The sequence below is a fragment of the Pseudomonas sp. TMW22080 genome, assembly GCF_022496745.1.
GTDB classification, from domain to species: domain Bacteria; phylum Pseudomonadota; class Gammaproteobacteria; order Pseudomonadales; family Pseudomonadaceae; genus Aquipseudomonas; species Aquipseudomonas bubulae.
Map to the genome: position 1 here is coordinate 352,982 of NZ_SCFF01000002.1, position 26,343 is coordinate 379,324.

The following is a 26,343-nucleotide window of genomic DNA, read 5'->3' on the forward strand; positions in this document are numbered from 1 at the left end:
AAGGAATTCATGCGCGTATCTTACGTGAGGCTCTGCGCCCGTGCAGGCGGCAATTGACTTGCAACGTTCGCGCAACGTGGGCACAGGCAGGCGAGGTCACGTAGCTCAAGTGGTAATGCCTGTATGACCTTGGGATCAATATTGACGGTATGGCACCAGCAGGATTGAGCCGCGATATCCGGGCTGGCCATGGAGCAGTCGTTTCGAGCGCCGCATGCTGGGCACAGGTCAGGGGTGGTCATTTCAGCATGTCCATGGAAATAGTTGATGGCTTGATAATAATCCTTACAAGGGTAGGAAAACGATCGTTATTTATAATCAGTGTGGAGGTTGGGTCTTTTTGATTAGGTGCTGAGGATAAAGAAGATCGCACGTATCCTCAGGAAATTCCCTACATAATAACCTGTTGTTAAATAATAATGTCCGTTTAGGATTGGGGGGGGCGGCAAGTTGCTTGTCGTGAACAATTTTCAGTATTTGATTGGGGGCGTATATGAAATACGTGTACTTGTTGTGTGCGATGTTGTTTTATTCTTCGGTTTCTTTAGCCAGTGTGGTTGAAAGTTGTCCGCGTGCTGAAACCGTGACGCTCAGAAATGGTATCTATACGGCGCCAGCCAATGCTTCCGCAGCTGAATGGATCGCTGTGGCAAGCGCCCCGACAGCGTCACCGTTGCAAACATTCGAAGCCGCTGTTTTTTATCCAGCCAATAACGAGGCAGGGTCTACGGGGCGGATCGGGTACTGCGAGTACAGGGCGGCGGACAGGTCACTTCTGAACTTGCATTATAATAATCCGGATGCTTCCGGTGACGCCATGACTCTGGTGGAGGCTAGAAACTGGAAGATGTATACCAGCGGGTTTGGGCTGGCTTTTTATGAATGCAACTCATCTGACACCAATGGGTGTTCGTTTTCGGTACGGAATTGATTTGCGTGTCCGGTAATGCCTTATCCAGCTGATGCGGCCAGGCAGGGAGTCTGGCTGACTACTCTGCATGGCTGTGGGGTGTAAATTCGAGAGTGTTTGGTTGGTTTCTTAGATATTGAATGAAGTGTGCGCGGTTTTTTATATCTTTCGATGGGGCGGGAGCACTGTCTTTGGTTTGAGAGGTTTGTATGTATATTCGAGTTATGGCTGTTGTTTTAATAAGTGCATCCCTGTCTGCCTGTATAAATTATCCTGTGTATCCCAGGCACCATCAGCGAGCCGACGTGCGTTCCGCCCCACTGTTAAATCAGGGCGTAAATAGCCCTGTGGTCAGGCAAAAAGTTAAGGCGCCGCTTATTCGGCGCGAAAAGCTGAATCAGCAAAGGATCAATAGCCCTGTGCTTGTGCGAGAGGTTCAGGCGCCGCTTATTCAGCGCGAACAGCTGAATCAGCAAGGGGTCAATAGTCCTGTGCTTGTGCGAGAGGTTCAGGCGCCGCTTATTCAGCGCGAACAGCTGAATCATCAAGGGATTAATAGCCCTGTGCTTGTGCAAGAGGTTCAGGCACCCCTCATTCAGTATTAAAGGTTCAGCAAGATCAGCGTTCACGGTCGAACCGGCAATGACCCCGGCACAAGCACCTGACCCGCTTGCATGGCGCCGGACGCGACGGATGGGGATGTTGACAACAGGGACGGGGTTTTCTAGTGTCCGCCCCATTGTTTCTCAGGACTTACCCATGACCCCGGATGACCGTATAAAACTTGAACCTGTCTGGAAACAGGCATTGCGTGAGGAGTTCGATAAACCTTACATGGCCGAGCTGCGCGAGTTCCTGCGCCAGGAACATGCGGCCGGAAAAGAGATTTACCCACCGGGTCCGCTTATTTTCAATGCCCTTAACCTGACGCCGCTGGACAAGATCAAGGTGGTCATTCTTGGTCAGGACCCTTATCACGGCCCCGGTCAGGCCCATGGTTTGTGTTTTTCAGTACAGCCCGGTATCCCGACACCGCCGTCGCTGGTCAATATCTATAAAGAGCTCAAGCGTGACCTGAATATTGATATCGCCCCTCACGGCTGCTTGCAACATTGGGCAGAGCAGGGCGTTTTGCTGCTCAATACCACGATGACGGTGGAGCGCGCCAATGCCGCCTCCCATGCCAAGAAGGGCTGGGAGCATTTTACTGACCGGATTATCCAGGTGGTCAGCGAGCAGCAACCCAAGCTGGTGTTCCTGCTGTGGGGCGCCCATGCCCAGAGCAAGCAAAAACTGATCGATGCGACCAAACACCTGGTGCTGACGTCGGTGCATCCATCGCCGCTATCGGCGTATCGGGGCTTTATAGGCAACGGCCACTTCAGCCGAACCAACAAGTTCCTTGAGCAAAACGGCCTGGCTGCGATCGACTGGAAACTGCCACCGGTTTAAGTCATGACTCAGCGGTACAAGGCACACTCAGCGCAATAGCCGGTGTGCCAGCACTTGTTGTCAGGAAGGGTTGGCTTCATCCTGGCGAGCCCAATAGCGGAACAGGGGTTCAGCCAAAAACAGCACGAAGATCAGGCGCATCACCTGCAACGCGGTAACCAAGGGCACTGACAGTTGCAATGTTTCTGCGGTGAGGCTCATTTCTGCAATGCCGCCCGGCATCATCCCCAGGGTCATCGAGCGCAGATCGAGTTGGGTAAGGGCACTCAAGCCCAGTGCGCACAGGCTGGCTATCAACATGGTCAGGGCTGTGCCCAGCAGGGTTTTACCGATAAAAGACGGCGCCCGTCGAAAGAATGCCCGATTGAAATGACAGCCCAGCCCGCTGCCAATCAGCCACTGCCCCATCTGGCTGCTGCCGTCTGGCAGGCCTATATGCAAATCCCACAGAATACTCACGCTGGCACTGACCAGCAGCGGCCCGAACAGCCACGGGTTTGGCTGGCGCAGGCGTTGCCAGATCCAGGCCAGCAAGGCACCTGCCGGAAACAATAACGCCAGCCAATAGAAGTTAATCGAGGCAGGGTGTACGGCAGGAGCACCTTCGCCCAGCAGGTACTTGAAGGCTGCCGGAACGCACAGCACAACGGTCAGTACGCGCAGGCTCTGCCCAGCAGCGACGCGGCTCAATACGGCGCCATTGCGTGCGCCGAGGTTGACCATCTCCCCCGAACCGCCGGGCATGCTGGAGAAGAACGCAGTGGCGCGATCCTCACCGCTGCGGCGCATCAGCCATACACCGATCACACTCGACACACTGGTGAGCAGGGCGCCCGCCAGGATCAGCCAGAAATGCGCCAGCACCTGCTCCATCACCACAGGTGTGAAATGCAGGCCGATACCGATGCCCACAATCCACTGCCCGCATTTACGCCCGCCGGGAATCTCGGCCAGTTGCCAGGGTGTCAGGCAACGCACCAGGATGATCGCCAGCAGAGAGCCGACCATCCACGGTAACGGCCAGCCGATCTGGCTGGCGAGGTAGCCGCCAGCCAGGCCGATCAGCGGCGTGCCCCACCAGTGCTTGAGTCCTGAATCAGGCATTGGCCAGGGCGCGACGTTGAGCGCTGCGTTTGCGCCAGATACGTATGACAGGCAGCAACAACATGATTGTCGTCAGTACCCAGACACCCAGGGTGATCGGGCTCGCCCACAGGATATCCAGCGCACCGTTGGATATCGACAGTGCGCGACGCAGGTTCTGCTCCATCAGCCCGCCCAGAATGAACCCCAACAATACCGGAGACAGCGGGAAGTCGAGCTTGCGCAGGATATAGCCGAAGATGCCGATACCGATCATCAGGAACAGATCGAAGGTGGTCGCGTGCACGGCGTATACACCAATGGCCGTGATGATGGCGATTGCGGGCACCAGCGCCCAGTTAGGCACCGACAGAATCCGGGTGAAGATACGGATCATCGGGATGTTGAGGATCACCAGCATGACGTTGGCGATAAACAATGACGCGATCAGACCCCAGACGATATCCGGCTGCTGCTGAAACAACAGCGGGCCGGGGGTGATGTTGTACAGCGAGAGGGCGCCGATCATCACTGCCGTGGTGCCCGAACCCGGCACGCCCAGGGTCAGCATGGGTACCAGCGCCCCACAAGCGGAAGCACCGATTGCGGTTTCGGGGGCCGCCAGACCGCGCATGTCACCCTCGCCGAATTTGCCGGAAGTACCCGCCAGGCGTTTTTCCGTCATATAGGACACAGCGCTGGCTAGTGTGGCACCTGCACCCGGCAGAACGCCCATGATAAAACCGAGCAACCCGCAACGGATATTCACCGCGAATACCGCAGACGCTTCCTTGAAATTGAACATCATGCGTCCGGTGGCCTTAACCGCTTCCTGGCCGCGATGGGTTTTTTCCAGCAGCAACAGGATTTCGCTGATGGAGAACAAACCCAGTACCAGCACGACAAATTGAATGCCGTCAGTCAGGTGGATGTTGTCGCCGGTGAAGCGGTATACGCCACTGTTGGCATCAATCCCCACGCAGGCCAGAAACAGGCCGATAAGCGCAGCGATAAAGGTTTTGAGCGGACGGTCCCCGGCCATGCCGCCGAGGCAGACAATGGCAAACACCATCAGCACGAAATACTCCGCCGGGCCGAAGGCTATCGCCCACTTGGCCAGTAGCGGAGCAAACAGCACCATGCCGCAGGTGGCGATAAAGGCGCCAATAAATGAGCTCCAGGCCGACAGCGACAACGCCACGCCAGCCAGGCCTTTACGCGCCATCGGGTAGCCGTCGAGGGTGGTCATCACGGTCGAAGCTTCGCCAGGGATGTTCAGCAGGATCGAGCTGATACGCCCGCCGTATTCACAGCCCAGATACACCGCCGCCAGCAGGATCAGCGCCGATTCCGGTGGCAGGCCCAAGGCAAATGCGATGGGGATCAGCAGGGCGACCCCGTTGATTGGGCCAAGCCCCGGCAGCAGGCCGACCACGGTGCCGATCAAGGTGCCGCACAGGGCTGTGACCAGATTGTACGGGCTGAGCGCGACGCCGAAGCCCTGGCCCAAATAGCCGAAAGTATCCATATCAGTCCTCCAGAACGTCGAGCAGGCCAAGCGGCAGCGGAACGTCCATGGCTTTATCAAAGAGTAAATAAAGGCCAACGCTCACCAAGCTGATGATCACGCTGCTGGGCAGCCAGCGACCGCCATACAGACGCGCCAGCGGGATGCCGACCAGGATGCTGCTGAGGATAAAACCGAGAGGTTCGAAGGTGCCGGCGAAGATCAGCAACAGCACGATACACAGGCCGATCTTGGTCAGGGTTTCACGATCCAGTTTGGGGTCATCTTCGCTGTGCACCACGGGGGAGGGGCGAAAGATCATGTAGGCCAGCCCCAATCCCATTAATGCCAGCATCAGCAAAGGGAAAGCGCGAGGACCAACGGGTTCGTAGGAAAAGGCTGCCTGATAAGGCCAGGCCATCGCCGCCAAACCGGCGCAGACAAGCAGCAGGGCCGAAGCAAATACGCGTTGTGCAAGCATGGTTCACTCCTGGGCTGTGCCCCTGGGTGCAAGGGCACAGCCAGTGGTCGGCGGCGGTTACTGGATCAGGCCGAATTCCTGGGCCAGTACTTTGTAGTCAGCCACCTGCTTTTTCACATAGGTGTCCAGCTCCGGGCCGGTCATGGCGAAGGGGAACAGTTCGCGCTGATCACGCAAAGTGGCGAAATCTTCGGAGGCCAGCAGCTTGTCAAAAGCCTCTTTCCACCAGGCGTACTCTGCATCGCTGACTTTTGGCCCCAGGTAGAAGCCGCGTACGACAGGCCAGACAATGTCGTAGCCCTGTTCCTTGGCCGTCGGGATGTCCTTCATCTCCGGCTCATCGAGGCGCTCGTTGGCGAATACGGCGAGCAGGCGCATATCACCGCTCTGGATATGGGGCATGGAGTCGGAAATATCTGTACTGCCTACCTGAATATGGCCACCCAGCAGCGCGGTAGCGATTTCACCGCCACCCTCTAGGGCCACATAACGCAGGTCACGGGGGTTGATCCCGGCGGCCTTGGCGATCAGGGCGGTCTGCATCCAGTCCTGGCTGCCCACGGTGCCGCCTGAGCCAATGACCACTTTGCTCGGGTCTTTTTTCAGGGCCTGAACCAGATCATCGAGATTTTTGTAGGGCGAGTCCTTCTTCACCGCAATGGCCCCGTAGCTGGTGCCGACCGCTGCCAGCCAGCGTACGGCGCTTTCATCGAAGCGGCCGAACTTGCCCTGGGCCAGGTTAAGCAATGAGCCACTGGACCAGGCTACCAGGGTGCCAGCATCGGCCGGGCGCTGGGCGACCACGGCGTTGTAGGCAACAGCCCCCACGCCACCCGGCATGTAGGTCACACGCATGGGTTTGCTCAGCAGCTTCTCGTTGACCAGTGCGCTTTGCGCCAGTTTGCAGGTCAGGTCAAAGCCACCGCCAGGGGACGCCGGGGCAATGCATTCGGGGCGTTTGGGTTCAGCCAGCAGTTGGCCAGTGAAGAGCATGCAGCCGGCCGCAATAGCCAGAGTGCGCAGGGGGAATTTCATATCGTCTCCTCAGGAGCTTTTATTTTTATAGGGCAGTTTTGGGGTGTGCGAAATCATCGCGACAGAGCGCGGGTAGGGGGGGAATACAGGGATGAAGGGCTTCGGGCTGATAAGTCAGCATGCAGGTGCTCCATTATTGTTCTTATTGGCGAAAACGCTTCAAGGCGTTTTTCGGGCCGTTATGCAGTGCATGACGGCGACAGGGATTACTGTCAGTCTCGTGATGCTAGCCGGCCAACCTTTCGCTAACCTTTCAAAACAGATTCACTGTTTTTGCGCTTCACAGCACTCCTGCCGTCTGTACACTCCGCGCACAAAAGGCTGCGGCCTGGACAAAAAATCGAGGTAAAACCGATGCGTGTGCTTTTGGTCGAAGATCAGCTACAGCTGGCCGAGAGTGTTGCCCAAGCCCTGAAAGGCATGGGCCTGACCGTGGATGTTCTGCATGATGGCGTGGCCGCCGACCTGGCCTTGAGCAGTGAAGAATATGCCGTGGCGATTCTGGATGTAGGCTTGCCGCGCATGGATGGCTTTGAAGTCCTGGCGCGTTTACGGGCTCGTGGCAAAACCTTGCCGGTGTTGATGTTGACTGCGCGCAGTGACGTCAAGGACCGGGTTCACGGGCTTAACCTAGGGGCCGATGATTACCTGGCCAAGCCATTTGAGCTGACGGAGCTGGAAGCCCGGGTCAAGGCGCTGCTGCGTCGCAGTGTGCTGGGTGGTGAGCGGCTGCAGCAATGCGGCGCCCTGGTGTACGACCTCGGAACCCGGCGCTTCACCCTTGGTGATGAGCTGCTGGTGCTGACCTCCCGCGAGCAGGCGGTACTGGAAGCGCTGATAGCGCGCCCTGGCAGGGTCATGAGCAAGGAGCAACTGGCCGCTCAGGTGTTTGGCCTGGATGAGGAGGCAAGCCCGGACGCCATCGAGATTTACATTCACCGACTGCGTAAAAAACTCGACGGCCAGGCAGTGGCGATCGTGACGTTCAGGGGCCTGGGGTATTTGCTGGAAGGCCGCGATGTTTAAGCTCGACAGCTTGCGCTGGAGCCTGTTGTGGCACCTTACGCTGTTGCTGGTTGTGTTGATGCTGGCGAGCAGCTTGAGCGCTTACTTCAACGGTCGCGAGGCCGCCGATACGGCGTATGACCGAACCCTGCTGGCATCGGCACGAACCATTGCCGCCGGGCTCTCGCAGCGTGATGGCAGCCTGAGTGCGGATGTGCCCTACGTTGCCCTTGATACCTTTGCCTACGACAGCGCCGGGCGAATCTACTACCAGGTCAATGATATTCATCAGAAGCTGATTTCCGGTTATGAAAATCTGCCCGCGCCGCCAGCTGGCACGCCGCGGACCGATGATTATCCGGCGTTGGCGCGTTTTTATGATGGCACTTATCTCGGCCAGAACGTGCGCGTTGTGAGTTTGCTCAAGGCTGTGAGCGAACCCAGCATGAACGGCATGGCGGAAATTCGTGTGGCCGAGACCGACGAAGCACGGGTGGCCATGGCCCGTAGCTTGATGGCGGACACCTTGCTGCGCCTGGGCATGCTGGGGTTGGGGGCATTACTGGTGGTGTGGTTTGCCGTAAGCGCCGCACTGCGCCCGCTGGAGCGTTTGCGCAGCGCCGTGGAGGAGCGCGAGATGGATGATCTGCGACCCTTGCCGCTGGTGTCGGTGCAGCGAGAACTACGGCCATTGGTGCAGGCACTCAATCATTTTACCGAGCGTTTGCGTGGGCAGTTCGCTCGTCAGGCGCAGTTTATTGCTGACGCTGCCCATGAGTTGCGCACACCTCTGGCAGTCCTCAAGGCCCAGCTTGAATTGGGCTTGCGTGCAAAGGAACCGCAGACCTTGCGCCATACCCTTGAGCAAGCGGCCCAGGGTACGGACCGGTTGACCCATTTGGCCAATCAGTTGCTGTCGCTGGCGCGCATCGAAAACGGCGCCCGGGCTATTGCCGAAGGCGGTGCGCAGTTGCTCGACCTGAGTCAGTTGGCCCGCGAGCTGGGCATGGCCATGGCGCCGCTGGCCCATGCCCGCGGGTTTGCCCTGGCGCTTGAGGCCGACCAGCCGGTCTGGCTGTACGGTGAGCCTACGTTGCTGCATGAACTGCTGAGCAATCTGGTGGACAACGCCATGGCTCACACACCGGTGGGTGGCAATGTGATTTTGCGCGTGACAGCGCCTGCCGTGCTGGAAGTCGAAGATGATGGTCCGGGCATTCCCCATGAAGATCGCGAACGGGTATTTGAACGCTTCTATCGACGTAATCAGCAGGTGGCCGGGTCGGGGCTGGGGCTGGCGATTGTGGGTGAAATCTGTCGCGCCCACCTTGCCCATATCAGTTTGCATGATGGCGTGCAGGGCGGGTTGAAAGTGCGGGTGAGTTTTGTGCCGGCCAATGGGCGCTAGTCCTGTGACATGGATGGATAAATACCCTGGCCAGTCGACCCGGCGTCAAATCCCCTGTGGGAGCGGGCTTGCCCGCGATTGAATCGATTCGGTGTAACTGACAGACCGCGTCGTCTGCATCGCGAGCAAGCCCGCTCCCACAGATTCAGAGGTTCAGATAAGCATCCAGCGCGCTTCGTGCAGTTGCTCCTGAAACTTCAGGTCATCAGCTTGCACCTTCAACTTCTTGAGCGCGGGCAGGGCGACCAGTGCTTCCATGTCTTGCCCCATAAACACGGTAGCGATTTGCACCAGATCGATGTAGTCGATGGCTTTGGTTTGCCGGGAAAAGTCCTGATACTGCCCGGGAATCTTTAGCAGCATTTCCGGAAACTCCCAGCCTGCCAGCAGCTTGTCACCAATCAGCGGGTGAATGCTGTCGATGACGTGGTTAAGCGAAACCGGATCGGAAAGCAGTTCGTTGTGCTCTTCGGCGTAGGTCAGGATGGGCAAGACGCCGATCTGGTGCACCAGGCCGCCCAGTGCCGCCTGGTCAGGCTTGAGCAAGGTATGACGGCGGCACAGGGTGTAGCAGATGCCGGCCACTTCCAGGCTCTGGCGCCATACATCGCGCATTTTCTGCTCGACCACCTCGGAGCGGGCATGGAAAATCTGCTCCATCACCAGCCCGATCGCCAGATTGCTGCTGTAGTTAACACCCAGGCGGGTGATGGCCGTGTGCAGGTCAGTCACCTCACGGGTGGCACGCAACATCGGGCTGTTGACCACTTTGATCAGTCGGGCTGACAGCGCGGTGTCACGACCTATGACCTTGCTCAAGTTACTGACGCTGATTTCAGGGTTTTCCGCGGCCTTGCGAATGTTTAACGCTACTTCCGGTAGTGTGGGTAGAACCAGGTCATCTCTATCAATGGCCTTAAGCAAGTCCATTTGGACTCTGTGCGCCAGCATGCTCATTTCTCTAGGTACTGCATTTCAATGTGTGGCAATCAACGCTGGATTTCGCGATCGCGGTCCAGTTGATACGGCAGCTCAAGCAGTGAAAGGCCAGGGCCTTGCAGGTCACCCAAGTGAATATCTCCGGCTTGCGCAGCATCGCTGGTCAGCACGGCTAGCAGCTCAACACCGTTTTCGGCGTTAGCGGCCAGTACCACTTCGCCCACGGAACTGGCGTGGGACGGGGTAAACAGCGGCGTGCCGGGGGCGGGCGCAGCATGCCCCGCCTCAAGGGACAGGCGGTAGAGGTGGCGTTTGAGTTTGCCCAGGTATTGCATGCGGGCAACGATTTCCTGGCCGGTGTAGCAGCCTTTTTTGAAGCTGACACCGCCTACGGCCTGCAGGTTGATCATTTGCGGAATGAACAACTCACGGGTTTGGGCCATGACCTGGCCAATGCCGGCGCGAACCTGGCCCAGCAGCCATTGGTTGAGGTCGGCCTCGGGCAGCTGTGCCTTGAGGTGCTGAACGAGGCTTTCAGTCTGTTCGACAGGGGCCCAGAGTTCCGCGCGGCCTTCAGAAGCGCGAATGGCGATCAGGTCGCTGGCGCGGGCAACGCTGTCAGTTTCAGCTGGCAGGTCCAGGCCCAGGCTTTGCAGCACCGAGTCGGCATTTACCAGGCCAAAGCGTACCCAGTTGGCACTGTCATCGGTCAGTTTGGACTTGGAGAACACCGCGTACTTTTTCAGGTCCGCCAACTGCGGTTCAACCAGTTCGCGCGCCATTGCCAGCAGGCAGCCGTTGTCTTGCAGTACGATGCGAAAGCTCGACTGCATACGGCCTTTTTGCGTGCAGCGGGCGCCAAGGCTTGAGCTGGTTTCACTCAAATAGTTGAGGTTGCAGGTCAGCTGCCCTTGCAGAAACTTGCTGGCGTCGTTGCCGATCACAGCAAGGATGCCTTCGTGGTTCAGGGTGCAAAAAAAAGCAGAGTCGGCCATGGGTCATCGCAGTTGAATAAGTCTGGAACACATCATAGAGGTGCGCCCTGCAAATGGGTAGTTCGCAAAGGATGGACGGGGCCGACCAAAGCCGACTGTTCTATGACGGATCGGCCTGTATACTTGCGTTCTATTTGAGGAGCGCTCCATGGTCGAAGATGTTGAACTCAATCGTCTCTACTGGCACAGCCGCCGCGGCATGCTTGAACTTGATGTGTTGCTGGTGCCTTTCGTCAAGGAGGTGTACGCCACCCTTAATGACGTAGACCGCGAATGCTATCGCAAGCTGCTGGAGTGCGAAGACCAGGACATGTTTGGCTGGTTTATGGAGCGCAGCGAGTCCGAGGACCCTGAGCTGCAGCGCATGGTCCGGATGATTCTGGACCGTGTCCAGCCCAAGTAATTATTTTGAATGCCGCTGGCATGCCTCGGGGCAATTGCTGGCGGCGTATCTTGCAGCCCAGTCGCTGGCGCTGATATCTATTTGCCTTCTTTCAATCCCTGCCTGGGCACACCTGCTCGGCGCATTGCTGTGTCTGGCTCACGGGGCCTGGGTGTTGCCAAGGCATATCCGCCTGACCCATGGCAGTGCCATTACCCGGTTGCGTCATGATGTTGATGGCTGGCAGTTGTGGAGTCGTGACCAAGGCTGGCAGGCCGTGCAACTGCGCCGTGACAGCCTGGCGCTACCCCTGGTGGTAGTGGTGCGCTTTCGCTTGCCGGGTGAGCGGCGGGTGCGTGCGGTGTGCATTCCGGCCGCCGCGCTGGCACCGGATCAGCACCGGCGCCTGCGCGTGCGACTGAAGTTCAGTCGGCGTAGGTGGCTGGCACCAGAATAGTGTCCAGCGCTTCGGGGAGCATGTGCGGGTAGTCGAGGGTGTAGTGCAGGCCGCGCGACTCCTTGCGGGTCATGGCACTGCGGATCATCAACTCGGCCACTTGCGCCAGGTTGCGCAACTCGATCAGGTCACGGCTGACCTTGTAGTTGCTGTAGAACTCGACCCTATGAGGCTAAACCCAATGGATACAGGGGTTTCAGCCGATGACCGTCAACCACCACTCCCTAACTGGGACAAACCTGTTACAAACTGCCCTCGCCAAGCCGTACCACTATCGCCGGTCTGGTCGCTATTACCTTCGCCTTCGCCCTCAAGGAACCGCTAAGGGTTTCTATACGCTATCGCTCAGAACCACAGACAAGGCCACTGCTATGACCATCTCCAAGGACATCCTCAAGACGCTCGCTGCTTTCCACTTGGATAACCCAGAGGCAACATGGGATGAGCTCAGAGAGCGATTGGCTGACATCGCTGAGGAGTGCCTGACCATGGCTCATGGTGATGACTCATTGGTGGCCTACGAGATGATCTATGACGAGCTACGTCTGTCGCTTCGTGAGGCATCAGCTAAGGGGCCAATGACCATTGATCAACAAAGGGCCGCGAGCAAAGCCGAGGACATCCTTGAGGCCGCTCAGGAGCGCTTGAAGGGGAGGCCGGGCAAGCTGGTTGGGATCGTTGAGGAACTCAGAGGTGTTCCTTGTGGCACGTCTGTAGCCCCTTGTCTGTCCCTATCTGTAAACGCTTCTAAGGCTCTGACATTCGAGCATCTCTCAGGGCTCTATATGGCGGAGCAAAAGGACAACGTACAGGCCAGCACTATGAGAGATGTTAAGTCGTCTTGTGCTGCTATCAGCGCTGTTCTGGGAGGTCTCGATCTTAAAGAGCACACTCGGGCTGACATGGTGGCGCTCAAGGCAAAACTCCTTGAGGACCGCAAAGGTTCCACTGTAAACAAGCTGCTGACCCGACTATCAACTGTCATGGATTGGGCTGTCCATAATGGCTATCTCGACAAGAGTTTTGACAAGGGCCTGAAGCTCTCTAAGGACGCTGACAGCTCGCGTGAGGCGCTCTCTCAGGATCAGGTCCAGTTGCTCATGTCCTACGCTAATGGCCTGTCTGCTGATGTATGGCAGCGCTGGGCGTTGTCCCTTGGGGCCATCACTGGGACCCGTATCGAGGAGCTCAGGCAGTTGACCAAGGCTGACGTTAAGCAGGTTGGAGGTGTGTGGGTCATCGACATTAATAGGAATGACGGCAAAACGGCTAAGACTAAGCATTCACTTCGGGTCGTACCGTTAACCGATGGGGCCTATGGGTTTGACCTAAAGGCGTTCCTTAAGTTTGTCGAAAAGTCCGACACTCGGCTGTTCACGCTGGGGGCTGGGCAATTCTCTGGTGTGCTCAATGGGGCCCTTCGGGATGTCTTGAAGTTGAAAGCTGATCGGACCCAAACATTCCACTCGTTGCGACACTCATTGGCTGGAGCCTTGAAGGCCGCTGAGGTGCCTGTGGGGACCGCTGAGTCGATCTTGGGGCACTCGTCGGGGTCGATTAGTTATGACCTCTATGGTGCGGGGAGTGCTGTGGAAGTGGGGCGTATGGCTGAGGCCTTGAAGGTGGCCTTTCAATAGCCAAGTGATATCATCAACGTTCTGAATGGAGGTTTCATGACCAACCCGATAGAAATAACTCTCTCTGTTGTAGCCGGGATTTTGATCGTTAAGGGGGGGATGTTTCTATGGCAAAAAAACAAAGAATATCGGGCAGCTTGTATGACTGCGCTGGCCTTGGAAGTTCGCTATGAGGCCATGCGTGATGCTGGGCACGAGCTATTAGACCAGTACGAGTTGGAGCTCGAGCCGTGTCGCCGTGCTGAGGTCCTCAATGCTTTGATCCATAAAATGTCTTTGAGGGATGCGGATACTTTGGCTGCAAAGGAAGCTCAACTGCACGCTGAGAAGCCTAAAACTCCCGGAAGCTGGACCTAAAGACGTTCTATATTGAAGTGCAGCTTCCCGGTACGAGCTGTGCTCTCTTAGGGCGCCCCGACTCCTCTGTGCTTCATTTGAACATCTTGAAAACGTCCCACACGACAGCTCCAATGAACGCAAACCCAGAGATTGCCCATAGAGCCTGCATGATTTTGCGCCGTGCCACATTGATTGACGGTCGCATGCCTGAGGTGATTAGCGTTGCTGCGAAGTTGATTACCAATTGGGCACCCATCAGTTTGAGGATGAGGAGTGTATAAGGCATTGAAACTCCTTGGTTAGGTTGCCAAAAGATATCATTGTGCCATATCTGATTTTATGCCAGTTGTCATATCTAAAATATTTCTTCTTGTCGCTTGTCAAGAACGATTTAAAAACCCTCACTAAGGGTACAGGTAGGCAGACACACAGAAATAAATCCTGCCTGTACATTCAGATTCCTACCATTTGACCTGAGACCACCGAGTGCCAAGAGCGATCACCTAAAGGGTGACACGCCAACGCTCAACCGTCCCCGGTAAGCAGACCAAGCGTCTGGCTCCAGTAGGAAGGAGCGAATATTGATATTGCTGATCGTAAGTCGGTGCCTTTTAGGGCATCGCTGAGAAGCCTTGCACGGGATTGGGGCCACCGTGTATTGCTCAATGTTCACGGGGACCTTAACTTAAAGATCTTAAAGATTGCTCATTGAGAACTATCTAATAATTATCTTTAAATAAATCTATTTCTTTATCTTTAAGAAAGGACTTGTAGGTTTCTTTTGGAAGGGATTTGTCTTGCGACAATGATTATCCCTGCTCGCCGAGAATAACCTTAAGCAGAGCTGTAAGTGGTCGTTCACACCAGCGGTGAATTTGGCGCTTGGTTTTCTTTAAGAGGTTCTGTTGGCTTCGTAGAAGCTGTGCAAATTCTGCATAGCTCGAAGGACTCAGCACCAAAGAGGGTCATATAAATCAAGGTGTCGTAAAAACCCTCACTAAGGCTACACATACATCACGCCCATCGCTGGGCATCACACAGATAATCGCAGAGTCTTCCTGTTTGCTTCTTCATGCCACCGTCCAGAACCTTTGTCGGGTCTCTGCGCTGGGCTGTGGGAGCGAACCTGAGGGAGCAAACAAGAGGAATAGACAAATGATCACTGACATCAAACATAAGCACGCTGGGCACGTCATCATTATCGAAGGTCAAGCATTCAAGGCCAATGATGCAGGGCAGTGGGATCTAACTGACATCTGGCGAACCTTAAAGTTACCAAAGGGTAAACAGCCGGGTAAGTGGGTAGACACCAAGAAGGCCAAGACCTTGGAACAAACCGGAAATATCGGTTCGTTAAACAAGGGCCGAGCAGGGTCCGTGACACAAGCAACCAAGCGAGCCACTCTGGCATATGCCGGATGGGTCTCAGATGAGTTTGAGAGGATGGTCTATGACGCCTTCGAGGCGATCCTTGAGTTACCCGAAGTTGCTCTCATCGTTGCCGACAAGATGGCCTCCTTGGGGAACGATCACAGTGCATCCATCCTCAAGCGCATGACATTCAATGACAAGTGTCAATGGAACTCTCTGGGGCACCGTAATACCGTACAGGGCCTTCGTTCAGCTATCGCTAAAGGCAACCTCACAGAAGATCAAGCAGCCACCCTTGCAGCCAGAGACGGCCTAAAGGGATTCGCTTAATGAGCAACTTTAAGAAAACCATTCCGACAATCGATGAGCTCGTCTTGATTAACAGGGTGTTCACCAAGCCACGCCGGGCATCGCTCATTACGATCCGCGCCTTGGTCTCAAAGGTGAATGCTCCAGGCCGTTCGCGTGATCCTGAATTGGGCACTGTTTATGACCTCGCGGTGACGCTCCCCTACATTGCCCTCATAACAAACCATCGATGCATGGAAGCGCTCAAGGACGCTCTTGAAGACGGTCTCAGTTTGAAGACACTTGTCCGCTGTGACCTGTCCATTCCGATGAACAGTCAGCCGATAGTACTGGCCTGAGAACTGTCGTTTAAAAACCCTCACTAAGGCCACGGGAATCAGTCACCCATGGTCTCCTCAAAGTCCCACGAGGCGCCCTAAGCGTCAGTAGTGGGCAATCTATGCACCACACCGGAACCTCTTTGCTGTCCGCCATTCAGCACAAAGGCATTCCTACAGTCCCCGCCAAGTTAACGCCCACAGGACTGTGAAACCACCTTCAATCCAATACCTTTAAGCAAACCTTGTTGATCCCGTGCGGGTCTCCTTTCCCCATTGGTCACGCGATCATGGCGGCAAGGTTTGACTTAAGGGTCTCTCAAAGGAGAACCCAATATGAAACTCGACATCGTACATACCGATAAGACCCTGACTATTCAAGGCCAAACTGTGACTAAGGCATATGCCGAAGGCGTGATGTTGGCAGGCTTGCTGGCTGCTGTGGGCAAGAACCACGGCGCTATCATTTCGATCATCAAGCAGTTCATGGAGGCTGGTCTGAGCACCGCAGCATTCCCTGATCAAACCTCAGTTGCCCGCCAAGAGATCCACGCGGCTGGTCTACGTGAAGCTGCTCGACAACGTGATGCCCAGTTCCATGCGGACCGCTTTGCATCCTACAAGGCCCCGACACGTCTTGAGGTAGCTCGTGCTCGGGAGACCAAAGAGAAGCAAGCAGCGGCTATCCGTGAACACGGCAACGCCATTCGTGCAGCCCGCCGTAACTAACAGTCGGCCACAAGGAGCCTTTGAGACCTCTCAGGGCTTCCCTAAACAGAATTCAATTCAGGAGATTATCAAACATGAAACCATACGAATACGTTAAGCCTACAACGTGGTCCACCGCTATCACCGAACAAGGTGGGACCATTCAGTTCAACACTGAGACCACCATCAAAGGTGGCGCAGGCACTGATGCAGCAGCTTATGTGAAGGCCCTGACAGATGGTCTCGATGAATACTTCAACGGTGGCGACTGGGAAGAAGGCGCTGAAGAAGCGATTCCCTGTGAGTTCCGCCCTAAGGGCACCGAGCCGACCACCCAACAGATCGTTCTGATGCAAGATCGAAGTGTTGAGTTCGACCCGCGCAAGTCCATCTATGACGATTCGACCTTCACTAAAGGCGAGGCCGTCGCTGGTGACTTCCTGTTCTGTGAGGCCACCCCTCAGGCCGCTCTGTTTTCTTTTCGTCAGACCTTCTTGGACCATCACATCATGTCGGGCTTCACCCTCAATGGTTTGACGCAGACCGCTGAGAAGCTCTTGAAGGACTTCGAGATGTCCTGTGGTGCGACCATTGCCAAGATTCTGACCACCTCTTCGTCCACTGAGGTCAAGGCCCTTACAGGTCTCTCTAAGAACCCACGCGAACGCGCTGAGGACATCATTGATGGTCTGACCATGAACATCAACCAAGCAGTTGGAACCTCGCTGTCTGACTTCGTGTTGCTGATCCCGGCTAAAGAAGTTGCTGGTCTTGAGCGTGCTGCTCAGCGTGCTGGACTGTCAGACGTAGAGGACCTCTTGGGCTGTGGCTCTCAGTTCTACTCTGGCGAGGACTTGGGCATCTTCATGTTGCCTAAGGGCATGGCCTCACTGAGCTTCCGTAAGGACTCCAACGGTGCTGTGTGGCAGATCCATGCGACCCGTAACCCTAACGCTATGGCGTGGGACGTAGAGGTCATTGGTGTGGCTGATGTGGTGACACAGGCCAAGGTACAGCTCAAGCTGGCAAACCCTGCTGACCCTAAAGAGAAGCTCCAAGTAGAGCTGGTCGATTTCCCTATGGTCACTCGTGTGACCCTGGCTGACTAAATGATGTATCCCTGAGGCTCCCTTTGAGGAGTCTTGGGTTCTTTTAGTGATATGTTATTTCGTTTCTTTTTGGCTGGTTCAAGGAGGACCCTTATGACCATGCGAAAGATGTTCGGTTGGCTGTCCTCAAGGCTATCGTTAAGTCTCCCAGCTTCTGGAAGGTAGTCGCCATGATTGCCATCGTCAGCGGGGTGGCTGTCCCTGAGGGACTCATAGAGCTTACCCATGATCTGCTGAGCGATGTAATGACAGCCATGTAGGGCGTTCCTGTGTGAAATCTCGTGGGCCATTGGCTTGCAGGTTATTCAGATTTCACACAGGAACCCCTAAGAGGGGCTTTTAGAATTTGGCAGAAAAATGTGAGTGACCACCTTTAATGCACTCTGGGAGCAAGTACCCCCGTAGGCCCTCGCGCACTCGCTCAGGCGCACCATAAGGACCCTTGCGGGCACGCGATAAGGACCCCAGCATTGGGACAAAAGTGAGCCAAAGCTGTTACAAAACGATGCCTTATGGTGCTACGCTAAGGTCTCCTAACGTGCCTCAAAAGGTCGGTGTAAGGATCGTATCCTTCGCCTCTGGCAGCATCTCAGGATAGTCCAGCGTGTAGTGCAGACCCCGAGATTCCTTACGTTCCATGGCAGACCTGATCATCAGTTCAGCTACTTGGGCAAGGTTCCTCAGCTCAATCAGGTCTCTGCTTACACGATAGTTGCTGTAGAACTCGTCAATTTCATCCAGCAGCAGGCGCACCCGGTGCTGGGCCCGCTGCAGGCGCTTGTTGGTGCGCACGATGCCCACGTAGTCCCACATAAAGCGCCGTAGCTCATCCCAGTTGTGGGCGATGATTACGTCTTCATCGGAGTCGGTCACCTGGCTGGCATCCCAACTCGGCAGTGCGACGGGGGCGGCGATTTCGGGCGACTGGGCAAGGATGTCTGCCGCTGCCGACTTGGCGTACACAAAGCACTCGAGCAGCGAGTTGCTGGCCATGCGGTTGGCACCATGCAGGCCGGTGAAGCTGGTTTCGCCGATGGCGTACAGGCCCGGCACATCGGTGTGGCCATGTTCGTCGACCATCACGCCGCCGCAGGTGTAATGCGCCGCAGGTACTACCGGGATGGCCTGTTGAGTGATGTCGATACCAAATGCCAGGCAGCGCTCATATACAGTCGGGAAGTGGGCCTTGATAAAGCTATCGGGCTCATGGCTGATATCCAGGTACACACAATCGATGCCCAGACGCTTCATTTCATGGTCGATGGCCCGGGCGACGATATCCCGCGGGGCCAGTTCGCCCCGCGGGTCGAAGCGATGCATGAAACGCTCGCCGTTGGGCAGCTTGAGGTGCGCGCCTTCGCCCCGCAGGGCTTCAGTGATTAAAAAGCTCTTGGCTTGCGGGTGATACAGGCAGGTGGGGTGGAACTGGTTGAACTCCAGGTTGGCCACCCGGCAACCCGAGCGCCAGGCCATGGCAATGCCATCACCGCAGGCACCGTCCGGGTTGCTGGTATAGAGGTACACCTTGGCTGCGCCACCGGTTGCCAGAATGGTGAAGCGCGAGCCAAAGGTGTCGACTTCACCCGTGGCACGATCCAGCACATAGGCACCGAGGCAGCGATCACCTTCCAGGCCCAGGCGGCGTTCGGTAATCAGATCGACGGCAACGCGCTGTTCGAGCAGTTCGATATTGGGGCGCTGGCGGGCCTGTTCGAGCAATGTCTTGAAAATCGCCGCGCCGGTGGCGTCGGCCGCATGGATGATGCGCCGGTGGCTGTGCCCGCCTTCTCGGGTGAGGTGGAACTCAAAGCCCTGTTGCTCCGGGTCGATGCTGTCATCGCGGGTGAAGGGTACGCCCTGATCGATCAGCCACTGGATGGCTTCGCGGCTGTGCTCGACGGTAAAGCGTACCGCGTCTTCGTGGCACAGCCCGCCACCGGCATTGAGGGTGTCTTCGACGTGGGACTGCACCGTGTCGGTGTCATCCAGGACAGCGGCGACACCGCCCTGGGCCCAGAACGTCGAACCATTGGCCAGATCGCCTTTGCTCAGCACTGCAATACGCATATGGCTGGGTAACGTGAGCGCAAGGCTCAAGCCGGCAGCGCCGCTGCCAATCACCAGCACATCATGTTGAAAATGTTGGCTCATTCTTCTCACATCCGCAAAAAAACGCCCTCTGGTATCTCTAGTATATAGAGGGGGGGATCGGCACAATGGCCGGGCCTTTATGGCATTGTGAAATTACAGCGGGCGCAAAGTGTGCCTCAGACACGAAGGGTCTGCATGTTGATTTGCACAATTAATCTGCATGCTGGGGCAGTGCTCTGGAATGGCGCGGGTTCTGATACGCTTCCAAGGTACTGCAGGGCTTGTTTTATACGAAGTTTTTGAACTTTTCGTATAGCCAGGGGTTCCATAGTGGGCTGCCCTTGATGCAGGGGAACGGCGTCCAGATTGATGCGGGGTTTGTTTTTTCGACTCGACAGCTGAATTTGACGACAAGATTATTGACGCAGCCGGCCAGGCCCGAGCTGCGTTTTCGTGTGTGCCAAATCCGGGCACGCAGGAAACTTGCCAGGGGGGAGAGAACTTTTGCGAAAAGCCCGAGTCTATGTTTGCAAGCCTGATCAATTAGCACAGCAATCTTCCTCCCGGTCTTATGAGGAGTATTCATGCTAGCCCAGGAAGAGGATCAGCAGCTGGTCGAGCGCGTACAGCGTGGCGACAAGCGCGCGTTCGATCTGCTGGTGTTGAAGTATCAACACAAAATTCTCGGGTTGATCGTGCGTTTCGTGCACGACACCCATGAAGCCCAAGACGTTGCCCAGGAGGCCTTTATCAAGGCGTACCGGGCACTTGGTAATTTTCGCGGCGACAGTGCCTTTTACACATGGCTGTATCGCATCGCCATTAACACGGCGAAAAACTATCTGGTGTCACGCGGTCGACGTCCGCCTGACAGCGATGTGAGTTCGGAAGATGCCGAGTTTTATGATGGTGATCACGGTCTCAAGGACCTCGAGTCGCCGGAGCGCGCTTTGCTCCGAGACGAGATCGAAGGCACCGTTCATCGCACTATTCAGCTACTGCCAGAAGATTTGCGTACGGCTTTAACTTTACGTGAATTTGATGGTCTGAGTTACGAGGACATTGCGAGCGTCATGCAATGCCCGGTGGGTACCGTGCGCTCCCGGATTTTCCGCGCCCGGGAAGCCATAGATAAAGCCCTGCAGCCGTTGTTGCAGGAAAACTGAGACAGCGGCGACAGCCAAGAGAGGAACCGCCATGAGTCGTGAAGCCCTGCAGGAATCGCTGTCCGCAGTGATGGATAACGAAGCGGACGAACTGGAACTACGTCGGGTATTGAATGCCTTCGACGACACACAAACCCGTGACACCTGGTCCCGTTATCAGGTGGCCCGTGCTGTGATGCACAAGGACCTGTTGATTCCGCGCCTGGACATCGCATCTGCCGTTTCGGCCGCGCTGGCTGAAGAGCAAACCCCGGCCAAGGTTGTCCGTGGGCCGTGGCGCAGCATTGGTCGCCTGGCCGTAGCCGCGTCGGTTACCGTCGCTGTTCTGGCGGGTGTGCGGCTGTACAACCAGGATGACATCGTTGGCAACCAGCTCGCCCAGCAGAACCCTGCGCAGAGCCTGAGTGCACCGATGGCCAAAGGTCCGGCAGTACTGGCCAACTACAGCGAGAGTGCCGATCAGGCCACCGGCCCGATGGCCAACGGTGTCCTGCAAGGTCAGCCGGGCTGGCAAGATCAGCGTTTGCCTGGCTACCTGCGCCAGCACGCAGAGCAAGCAGCGCTGAAAGGGGCTGAAAGCCCTCTGCCTTATGCTCGTGCTGCGAGCCTCGAAAACCGTTAAGGACCATCATGCGCGTCCTACCTTTGCTACCTCTTCTGCTCAGTGGCTGGTTTGCAGTACCGGCCCACGCCGATGAAGCCCAGGACTGGTTAAAACGTCTTGGGCAGGCCGAGCAACAGCATAGCTATCAGGGTACTTTCGTTTACGAGCGTAACGGTAGTTTTTCTACCCACAGCATCTGGCACCGCGTGCAGGATGGCAAGGTTCGTGAACGGTTGATGCAGCTTGATGGCACTGCGCAAGAGGTGATCCGCTCGGATGGGCGCACTGAATGTGTCACTGGCAAACAGGCCTCCGGGTTGGGCGATGTCACGGCTGTCGCGGCGCGTCAATTCGATGTCCAGAAGTTCAATGACCTGTATGCCGTGGCAATCGAGGGCAACTCCAGGGTCGCCGGTCGCCCGGTAGTGGTCATATCGTTTGCTCCGCGTGATCAGCATCGCTACGGTTTTGAGCTGTATCTGGATCGTGAAACCGGTTTGCCTCTGAAGTCCTTGTTGCTCAATGACAAGGGGCAGTTGCTTGAGCGCTACCAGTTTACGACCTTTGCCACCACGCCTCCTGATGACAGCCAGCTCACGCCTGCGGGGCAGTGCCGTGCTGTTGCCCCTGCCGACAAAGGGGCCGGGCAGGTCAATTCGGTTCAGGCCTGGCACTCTGACTGGCTGCCCTCCGGTTTTGAGCAGGTCAGCAGTACGGTGCGCCGTGATCCGCGGACCAAATCCGAAGTCACCAGCCTTCTGTATGACGATGGCCTTGCCCGTTTTTCGGTGTTTATCGAGCCGGTCAAGGGCGCTGCTGTTCCAGATGCCCGCGTCCAGCTCGGGCCCACAGCTGCGGTCACGCGCCACCTGAGCACGCCTCAGGGAGACATGATGGCCACGGTGGTGGGTGAAATTCCCATGGGCACTGCTGAACGAATTGCCCTGTCGATGCGTGTCGGTGAAAACGATGCTCAGGCCAAACCATAGGGTTGCATCGACATGGCGGGTGACAATTTTCGATTTGCCATTTTTATCTCTTTTTATAAAGGTCAGAGCCCCAAAGGGCTTTGGCCTTGTTTGTTTTCCGGGGTCTGAAAAACGGTCTATGCTTTTGACTTGTTTTTAGGTGCCTGTCGCTTAACTCTGCTGTTATTAACGGGAGCTGTATGTCGATGCCGCGATTGAAATCTTATCTACCCATTTTTGCAGCCGTGCTGATGCTCGGGCAGGCAGTGCCGGTGATGGCTGAAGCGCAGTTGCCTGATTTCACCCAACTGGTTGAACAGGCTTCGCCAGCCGTAGTGAATATCAGTACCACGCAAAAGCTGCCTGAGCGTCGCATTTCCAGCATGGGCCAAATGCCCGACCTGGAAGGCCTGCCGCCTGGCCTGCGCGACTTTTTTGAGCGCAGCCTGCCACCTGCACCCGGTGGCAAAGGCGGGCGTCAGCGCGAGGCCCAGTCCCTGGGCTCGGGCTTTATCATCTCGCCCGATGGCTACATCCTGACCAACAACCACGTGGTTGCAGATGCCGATGAAATCATTGTGCGCCTGTCCGATCGCAGTGAAATGAAAGCCAAGCTGGTGGGCACTGACCCGCGCTCTGACGTGGCCTTGCTGAAAATCGATGGCAAGAACCTGCCGGTGCTCAAACTGGGCAAGTCCCAGGACCTCAAGGCCGGCCAGTGGGTGGTTGCGATCGGTTCGCCATTTGGTTTCGACCACACCGTTACCCAGGGCATCATCAGCGCCATGGGCCGCAGCCTGCCGAATGAAAGCTATGTGCCATTTATCCAGACTGACGTGCCGATCAACCCGGGCAACTCGGGTGGTCCGCTGTTCAACCTGGCGGGCGAAGTCGTGGGCATCAACTCGCAAATCTATACCCGTTCGGGCGGTTTCATGGGCGTGTCCTTTGCAATCCCGATCGATGTGGCGATGGACGTTGCCAATCAGCTCAAGGCTGGCGGCAAAGTCAGCCGTGGCTGGTTGGGCGTGGTGATCCAGGAGGTCAACAAGGACCTGGCCGAGTCTTTCGGTCTGGAAAAACCTGCCGGTGCACTGGTGGCGCAGGTACTGGATGACGGCCCGGCTGCCAAAGGCGGTCTGCAAGTGGGCGACGTGATTTTGAGCATGAATGGTCAGCCGATCGTCATGTCGGCAGATTTGCCGCACCTGGTTGGCGCTCTCAAGGCCGGCAGCAAGGCCAACCTTGAAGTTATTCGTAACGGCAAGCGCCAGAATCTGGAGCTGACCGTGGGCGCTATCCCTGATGATGCAAAAGACATCGCTTCGGGTGGCGGCGCTGAACAAAGCAGCAACCGCCTGGGCGTGTCCGTAGCGGACTTGAGTGAAGAGCAGAAGAAAGCCAACGACATCAAGGGCGGTGTGATCATTACTGACGTTCAGGACGGTCCTGCGGCCTTGATCGGCCTGCAGCCTGGCGACGTGATTACGCACTTGAACAATCAGGCCATCACCAATGGCAAGGAGTTCACCGAGATCGCCAAGGCATTGCCGAAGAACCGTTCGGTGTCGATGCGGGTTCTGCGTCAGGGGCGTGCCAGCTTTATCACGTTCAAGCTGGCGGAGTAAGCCGCACAGCCGTGAGGGAGCGGGCTTGCTTGCGATAGCATCGGCGCGGTTCAACGGCGAAACCGCGTTGCCTTCATCGAGAGCAAGCCCGCTCCCACAAGGGCAATAAAAAAGCCCGTATCGCGAGATACGGGCTTTTTTTATTTCTTCTGCTTGGGGACGCGAACCAACTGCGTATTGGAATACATGTCATGCCAGGTGCGTTTTTGCTTGTCGAAGATCGACCAGACAAACCCCAGCCCCAGGCACAACCACGAGCCTATGGACACGATAAAACGCAGAAGGGCCTGCCACAGGCTGATTGCCGTGCCGTCGGCGTTCTGTACGCGAACTCCCCAGACCTGCATGCCCAGGGTTTGCCCGGAGTGGGTCCAGAACTTGGCAAAGAAACCGAACAGGACGAAAAACAGGAGGGTCGACAGCAGCGGGTCACCATCCAGGGCGCCTGCTTCTGACAGTTCGCGCATTTTGGCTTCGCCAATAAAGCTCATCATGATCAGCTTGTAGATAAAGGTCGTGACGATCAGCAGGGCGGTACACAGCAGAAAGTCGTAGAACATGGCTGCCAGGCGGCGCCCCAGGCCAACGGCGGGAAAGTCGCCTTGAGGGCTAAGCGGTTGTTTCGACATGGCAGGGTCTCGTGAAGGAAAACAGCCATCTTACGGAATAACGGCCATAAAAAAGCCTCTGATGTCACCATCAGAGGCTTTTGTGCACGAGATTTAAGCTTCTGCTTGAACTTCGTCAGCCTGCAGGCCTTTTTGGCCCTGTACCGAGATGAAGGTCACTTTCTGGCCTTCCTTCAGGCTTTTGAAGCCGTTGCCCTGGATGGCACGGAAGTGCACAAACAGGTCCGGGCCGCTTTCAGGGGTGATGAAACCAAACCCCTTCTCGTCGTTGAACCACTTGACCGTACCGCTCTGACGTTGAGACATTTCTTAATTCCTTGACGCTAACAATTAATGACAGCCTCTTTCACATGAAAGAGTACTGGTGCTGGGTTGCAGGAAAGTAAGAGACGCAGAACGGGATGTAGCAAGCATTGAGCTACTGCCCAGGTCACGATTCCAGCGACCCATGCAAACACAGTGGGCAAACTCTACGAAACTGTAATTGAAAAAACAAGCCCCTTTAAATACGCCGCAGGGCCGCTGTTTTTAATACTCTAAACGCAGAGTCAAAGAGCGGATCGTTATAGAGGTGTTCAATTATTTTCGTGTAATAAAGACTGTTTTCGCTATCGAAAGTTTGCACTGTTATGTAGCAGTTGCATGACACGTACGCACCGTGAACATGCAACTGTATAACTTACTGTTTAACCCCTGTAATAACGTTGCGCTACAAACGGCATTTTCGACACTTTCATCGGCACGCGCTTGCCCCGCACGATGGCCCAGACTTCAGTGTCCACAGGCGTGAATGCGATATCCAGATAACCCATTGCCAAGGGTGCGCCCAACGTTGGCCCAAAGCCGCCGCTGCATACGGTGCCGATCTCGGTGCCGTCGGCATCGACGATTTGTGCGCCTTCACGCACCGGGGTACGTTCCTGGGGCAGCAAGCCCACTCGTTTACGCGCTACGCCGTTTTGCTGCTGGGCAAAGATGCTCTCGGCACCCGGGAAACCACCGGCCCGCGGGCCGTCAGCGCGACGGGCCTTGGAGATGGCCCAGAGCAGGCTGGCTTCGATAGGCGTCGTGGTGTCGTTCATGTCGTGGCCGTACAGGCACAGGCCCGCTTCCAGGCGCAGCGAATCCCGTGCGCCCAGGCCGATGGCCTGAACCTCTGGCTCGGCCAGCAGGCGGCGGGCCAGTGCTTCGGCGTGCTCGGCCGGCACTGAAATCTCAAAACCGTCTTCGCCGGTATAACCCGAGCGGCTGACGTAGCAATCCGCGCCCAGTAAGGTCACCGGGGCAAATTGCATAAAGGTCATGTTCGCCACTTGCGGTGCCAGGCGTTGCAGTACGCTGACTGCAGCCGGGCCTTGCAGGGCAAGCAGGGCGCGCTCTTCAAACAGCGGCTGGATCTGGCAGTGGGCGCTCAAATGCTTGCGCAGGTGGGCCAGGTCCTGATCCTTGCAGGCGGCGTTGACCACCAGGAACAGCTCGTCATTACCCAGGTTGGCGACCATCAGGTCATCGAGGATGCCGCCCTGTTCGTTGGTGAACATGGCATAGCGCTGCATACCCACTGGCAGGTCGATGATATCCACCGGCACCAGTGCTTCCAGGGCTTTGGCCGCGTCAGCACCGGTCAGACGGATCTGGCCCATGTGCGATACATCGAATAACCCGGCCTGTTCACGGGTGTGCTGGTGCTCTTTCATCACCCCTAGCGGGTACTGCACGGGCATGTCGTAGCCGGCAAACGGCACCATGCGGGCGCCGAGTTCAAGGTGCAGTGCATGCAGCGGGGTTTTAAGCAGTTGTTCGGTGGACATTC

Annotated in this window: 28 protein-coding genes and 1 pseudogene; 16 read left to right on the forward strand and 13 right to left on the reverse strand. The window is 56.5% G+C overall.

Going from position 1 to position 26,343, the window contains the following annotated elements; genetic code table 11:
* Positions 1-20: 20 nt before the first annotated feature.
* Complete coding sequence (locus tag EQV96_RS08040) at positions 21-242, reverse strand: cysteine-rich CWC family protein (protein ID WP_095019719.1); 222 nt, start codon at positions 240-242, stop codon at positions 21-23.
* 251 nt (positions 243-493) lie between these two features.
* On the opposite strand from EQV96_RS08040, the gene EQV96_RS08045 reads away from it, so the two are divergent.
* The gene (locus EQV96_RS08045; protein WP_133144264.1) at positions 494-931 is read left to right on the forward strand and encodes a DUF3757 domain-containing protein; all 438 of its coding nucleotides are present in this window, start codon (positions 494-496) and stop codon (positions 929-931) included.
* A 302-nt stretch (positions 932-1,233) separates the two neighbouring features.
* Here EQV96_RS08045 and EQV96_RS08050 read toward each other — a convergent pair whose 3' ends face one another.
* Positions 1,234-1,539 carry a hypothetical protein gene (locus tag EQV96_RS08050; protein WP_240881711.1) on the reverse strand — a complete coding sequence of 102 codons (306 nt, stop codon included), beginning with the start codon at positions 1,537-1,539 and terminating at the stop codon, positions 1,234-1,236.
* A gap of 130 nt (positions 1,540-1,669) precedes the next feature.
* Here EQV96_RS08050 and ung point away from each other — a divergent pair, with 130 nt between their 5' ends.
* On the forward strand, positions 1,670-2,362 hold the full coding sequence (gene ung, locus EQV96_RS08055; protein ID WP_095001347.1) for a uracil-DNA glycosylase: 693 nt from the start codon (positions 1,670-1,672) through the stop codon (positions 2,360-2,362).
* Positions 2,363-2,422: 60 nt separating this feature from the next.
* Here ung and EQV96_RS08060 read toward each other — a convergent pair whose 3' ends face one another.
* The 4 genes from EQV96_RS08060 to EQV96_RS08075 are packed head-to-tail and all read right to left on the reverse strand — an operon-like array spanning position 2,423 to position 6,426.
* A complete protein-coding gene (locus EQV96_RS08060) occupies positions 2,423-3,466 on the reverse strand; it encodes an AbrB family transcriptional regulator (protein ID WP_240881712.1) in 1,044 nt (347 codons plus the stop codon).
* The gene (locus EQV96_RS08065; protein ID WP_095001349.1) at positions 3,459-4,973 is read right to left on the reverse strand and encodes a tripartite tricarboxylate transporter permease; all 1,515 of its coding nucleotides are present in this window, start codon (positions 4,971-4,973) and stop codon (positions 3,459-3,461) included. Before EQV96_RS08065 ends, EQV96_RS08060 begins: the two co-directional genes overlap by 8 nt.
* A gap of 1 nt (position 4,974) precedes the next feature.
* A complete protein-coding gene (locus EQV96_RS08070) occupies positions 4,975-5,433 on the reverse strand; it encodes a tripartite tricarboxylate transporter TctB family protein (protein WP_095001350.1) in 459 nt (152 codons plus the stop codon).
* Positions 5,434-5,490: 57 nt separating this feature from the next.
* A complete protein-coding gene (locus EQV96_RS08075; RefSeq protein ID WP_238705541.1) occupies positions 5,491-6,426 on the reverse strand; it encodes a tripartite tricarboxylate transporter substrate binding protein in 936 nt (311 codons plus the stop codon).
* 396 nt (positions 6,427-6,822) lie between these two features.
* Between EQV96_RS08075 and EQV96_RS08080 the strand changes: the two genes are divergently transcribed.
* Together EQV96_RS08080 and EQV96_RS08085 are read left to right on the forward strand one after the other, a co-directional pair.
* On the forward strand, positions 6,823-7,494 hold the full coding sequence (locus EQV96_RS08080) for a response regulator (RefSeq protein WP_095020844.1): 672 nt from the start codon (positions 6,823-6,825) through the stop codon (positions 7,492-7,494).
* Positions 7,487-8,881, forward strand: coding sequence for a sensor histidine kinase (locus tag EQV96_RS08085; protein WP_095001353.1), 1,395 nt, complete (start codon positions 7,487-7,489; stop codon positions 8,879-8,881). The genes EQV96_RS08080 and EQV96_RS08085 overlap by 8 nt, the downstream gene beginning before the upstream one ends.
* Before the next feature lie 153 nt (positions 8,882-9,034).
* On the opposite strand, the gene EQV96_RS08090 is transcribed toward EQV96_RS08085, so the two are convergent.
* Together EQV96_RS08090 and EQV96_RS08095 are read right to left on the reverse strand one after the other, a co-directional pair.
* Entirely contained in the window at positions 9,035-9,838 is an 804-nt protein-coding gene (locus EQV96_RS08090; protein ID WP_095001354.1) for an HDOD domain-containing protein, read from the reverse strand.
* Positions 9,839-9,870: 32 nt separating this feature from the next.
* Positions 9,871-10,815 carry a folate-binding protein gene (locus tag EQV96_RS08095; protein WP_240881713.1) on the reverse strand — a complete coding sequence of 315 codons (945 nt, stop codon included), beginning with the start codon at positions 10,813-10,815 and terminating at the stop codon, positions 9,871-9,873.
* Positions 10,816-10,963: 148 nt separating this feature from the next.
* Between EQV96_RS08095 and EQV96_RS08100 the strand changes: the two genes are divergently transcribed.
* Entirely contained in the window at positions 10,964-11,218 is a 255-nt protein-coding gene (locus EQV96_RS08100; RefSeq protein WP_048363403.1) for a succinate dehydrogenase assembly factor 2, read from the forward strand.
* Complete coding sequence (locus EQV96_RS08105) at positions 11,202-11,654, forward strand: protein YgfX (RefSeq protein WP_095027212.1); 453 nt, start codon at positions 11,202-11,204, stop codon at positions 11,652-11,654. The genes EQV96_RS08100 and EQV96_RS08105 overlap by 17 nt, the downstream gene beginning before the upstream one ends.
* On the opposite strand, the pseudogene EQV96_RS08110 reads toward EQV96_RS08105, so the two are convergent.
* Positions 11,623-11,814 (reverse strand): annotated as a pseudogene (locus tag EQV96_RS08110) (L-aspartate oxidase); the annotation flags it as partial. The gene EQV96_RS08105 and the pseudogene EQV96_RS08110 overlap by 32 nt on opposite strands.
* Positions 11,815-11,857: 43 nt before the next feature.
* Between EQV96_RS08110 and EQV96_RS08115 the strand changes: the two are divergent.
* From EQV96_RS08115 to EQV96_RS08140, 6 genes are all read left to right on the forward strand, one after another.
* Positions 11,858-13,291 (forward strand): tyrosine-type recombinase/integrase, encoded by a 1,434-nt coding sequence (locus EQV96_RS08115; protein ID WP_240881714.1) that lies wholly within the window; start codon positions 11,858-11,860, stop codon positions 13,289-13,291.
* 36 nt (positions 13,292-13,327) lie between these two features.
* On the forward strand, positions 13,328-13,648 hold the full coding sequence (locus tag EQV96_RS08120; protein WP_237148380.1) for a hypothetical protein: 321 nt from the start codon (positions 13,328-13,330) through the stop codon (positions 13,646-13,648).
* A 1,137-nt stretch (positions 13,649-14,785) separates the two neighbouring features.
* Complete coding sequence (locus EQV96_RS08125) at positions 14,786-15,331, forward strand: hypothetical protein (protein ID WP_240881715.1); 546 nt, start codon at positions 14,786-14,788, stop codon at positions 15,329-15,331.
* Entirely contained in the window at positions 15,331-15,648 is a 318-nt protein-coding gene (locus EQV96_RS08130) for a hypothetical protein (RefSeq protein ID WP_240881717.1), read from the forward strand. Before EQV96_RS08125 ends, EQV96_RS08130 begins: the two co-directional genes overlap by 1 nt.
* A gap of 315 nt (positions 15,649-15,963) precedes the next feature.
* The gene (locus tag EQV96_RS08135) at positions 15,964-16,356 is read left to right on the forward strand and encodes a hypothetical protein (protein WP_240881719.1); all 393 of its coding nucleotides are present in this window, start codon (positions 15,964-15,966) and stop codon (positions 16,354-16,356) included.
* Between the two features lie 74 nt (positions 16,357-16,430).
* Positions 16,431-17,444 (forward strand): hypothetical protein, encoded by a 1,014-nt coding sequence (locus tag EQV96_RS08140; RefSeq protein WP_086798458.1) that lies wholly within the window; start codon positions 16,431-16,433, stop codon positions 17,442-17,444.
* Between the two features lie 543 nt (positions 17,445-17,987).
* On the opposite strand, the gene nadB is transcribed toward EQV96_RS08140, so the two are convergent.
* Positions 17,988-19,595 (reverse strand): L-aspartate oxidase, encoded by a 1,608-nt coding sequence (gene nadB / locus EQV96_RS08145; RefSeq protein ID WP_240881720.1) that lies wholly within the window; start codon positions 19,593-19,595, stop codon positions 17,988-17,990.
* A 524-nt stretch (positions 19,596-20,119) separates the two neighbouring features.
* Here nadB and rpoE point away from each other — a divergent pair.
* The 4 genes from rpoE to EQV96_RS08165 all read left to right on the forward strand — a co-directional run bounded on the left by rpoE (position 20,120) and on the right by EQV96_RS08165 (position 23,901).
* Entirely contained in the window at positions 20,120-20,701 is a 582-nt protein-coding gene (gene rpoE / locus EQV96_RS08150) for an RNA polymerase sigma factor RpoE (protein ID WP_016782046.1), read from the forward strand.
* Positions 20,702-20,732: 31 nt separating this feature from the next.
* Positions 20,733-21,323, forward strand: a complete 591-nt coding sequence (locus tag EQV96_RS08155) for an RseA family anti-sigma factor (RefSeq protein ID WP_095019735.1) — start codon at positions 20,733-20,735, stop codon at positions 21,321-21,323.
* A gap of 8 nt (positions 21,324-21,331) precedes the next feature.
* Positions 21,332-22,294: a MucB/RseB C-terminal domain-containing protein gene (locus EQV96_RS08160; protein ID WP_095027214.1), complete on the forward strand. Its 963-nt coding sequence runs from the start codon at positions 21,332-21,334 to the stop codon at positions 22,292-22,294.
* A 179-nt stretch (positions 22,295-22,473) separates the two neighbouring features.
* Complete coding sequence (locus tag EQV96_RS08165; protein WP_095001367.1) at positions 22,474-23,901, forward strand: DegQ family serine endoprotease; 1,428 nt, start codon at positions 22,474-22,476, stop codon at positions 23,899-23,901.
* 140 nt (positions 23,902-24,041) lie between these two features.
* Here the strand turns inward: EQV96_RS08165 and EQV96_RS08170 are convergent, their stop codons facing one another.
* The 3 genes from EQV96_RS08170 to gcvT form a co-directional block, all read right to left on the reverse strand.
* Positions 24,042-24,530, reverse strand: coding sequence for an RDD family protein (locus EQV96_RS08170; RefSeq protein ID WP_095001368.1), 489 nt, complete (start codon positions 24,528-24,530; stop codon positions 24,042-24,044).
* Positions 24,531-24,623: 93 nt separating this feature from the next.
* Positions 24,624-24,836, reverse strand: coding sequence for a cold-shock protein (locus EQV96_RS08175; protein ID WP_016782052.1), 213 nt, complete (start codon positions 24,834-24,836; stop codon positions 24,624-24,626).
* A gap of 380 nt (positions 24,837-25,216) precedes the next feature.
* Entirely contained in the window at positions 25,217-26,341 is a 1,125-nt protein-coding gene (gene gcvT / locus EQV96_RS08180; protein ID WP_095001369.1) for a glycine cleavage system aminomethyltransferase GcvT, read from the reverse strand.
* Positions 26,342-26,343 lie beyond the last annotated feature (2 nt).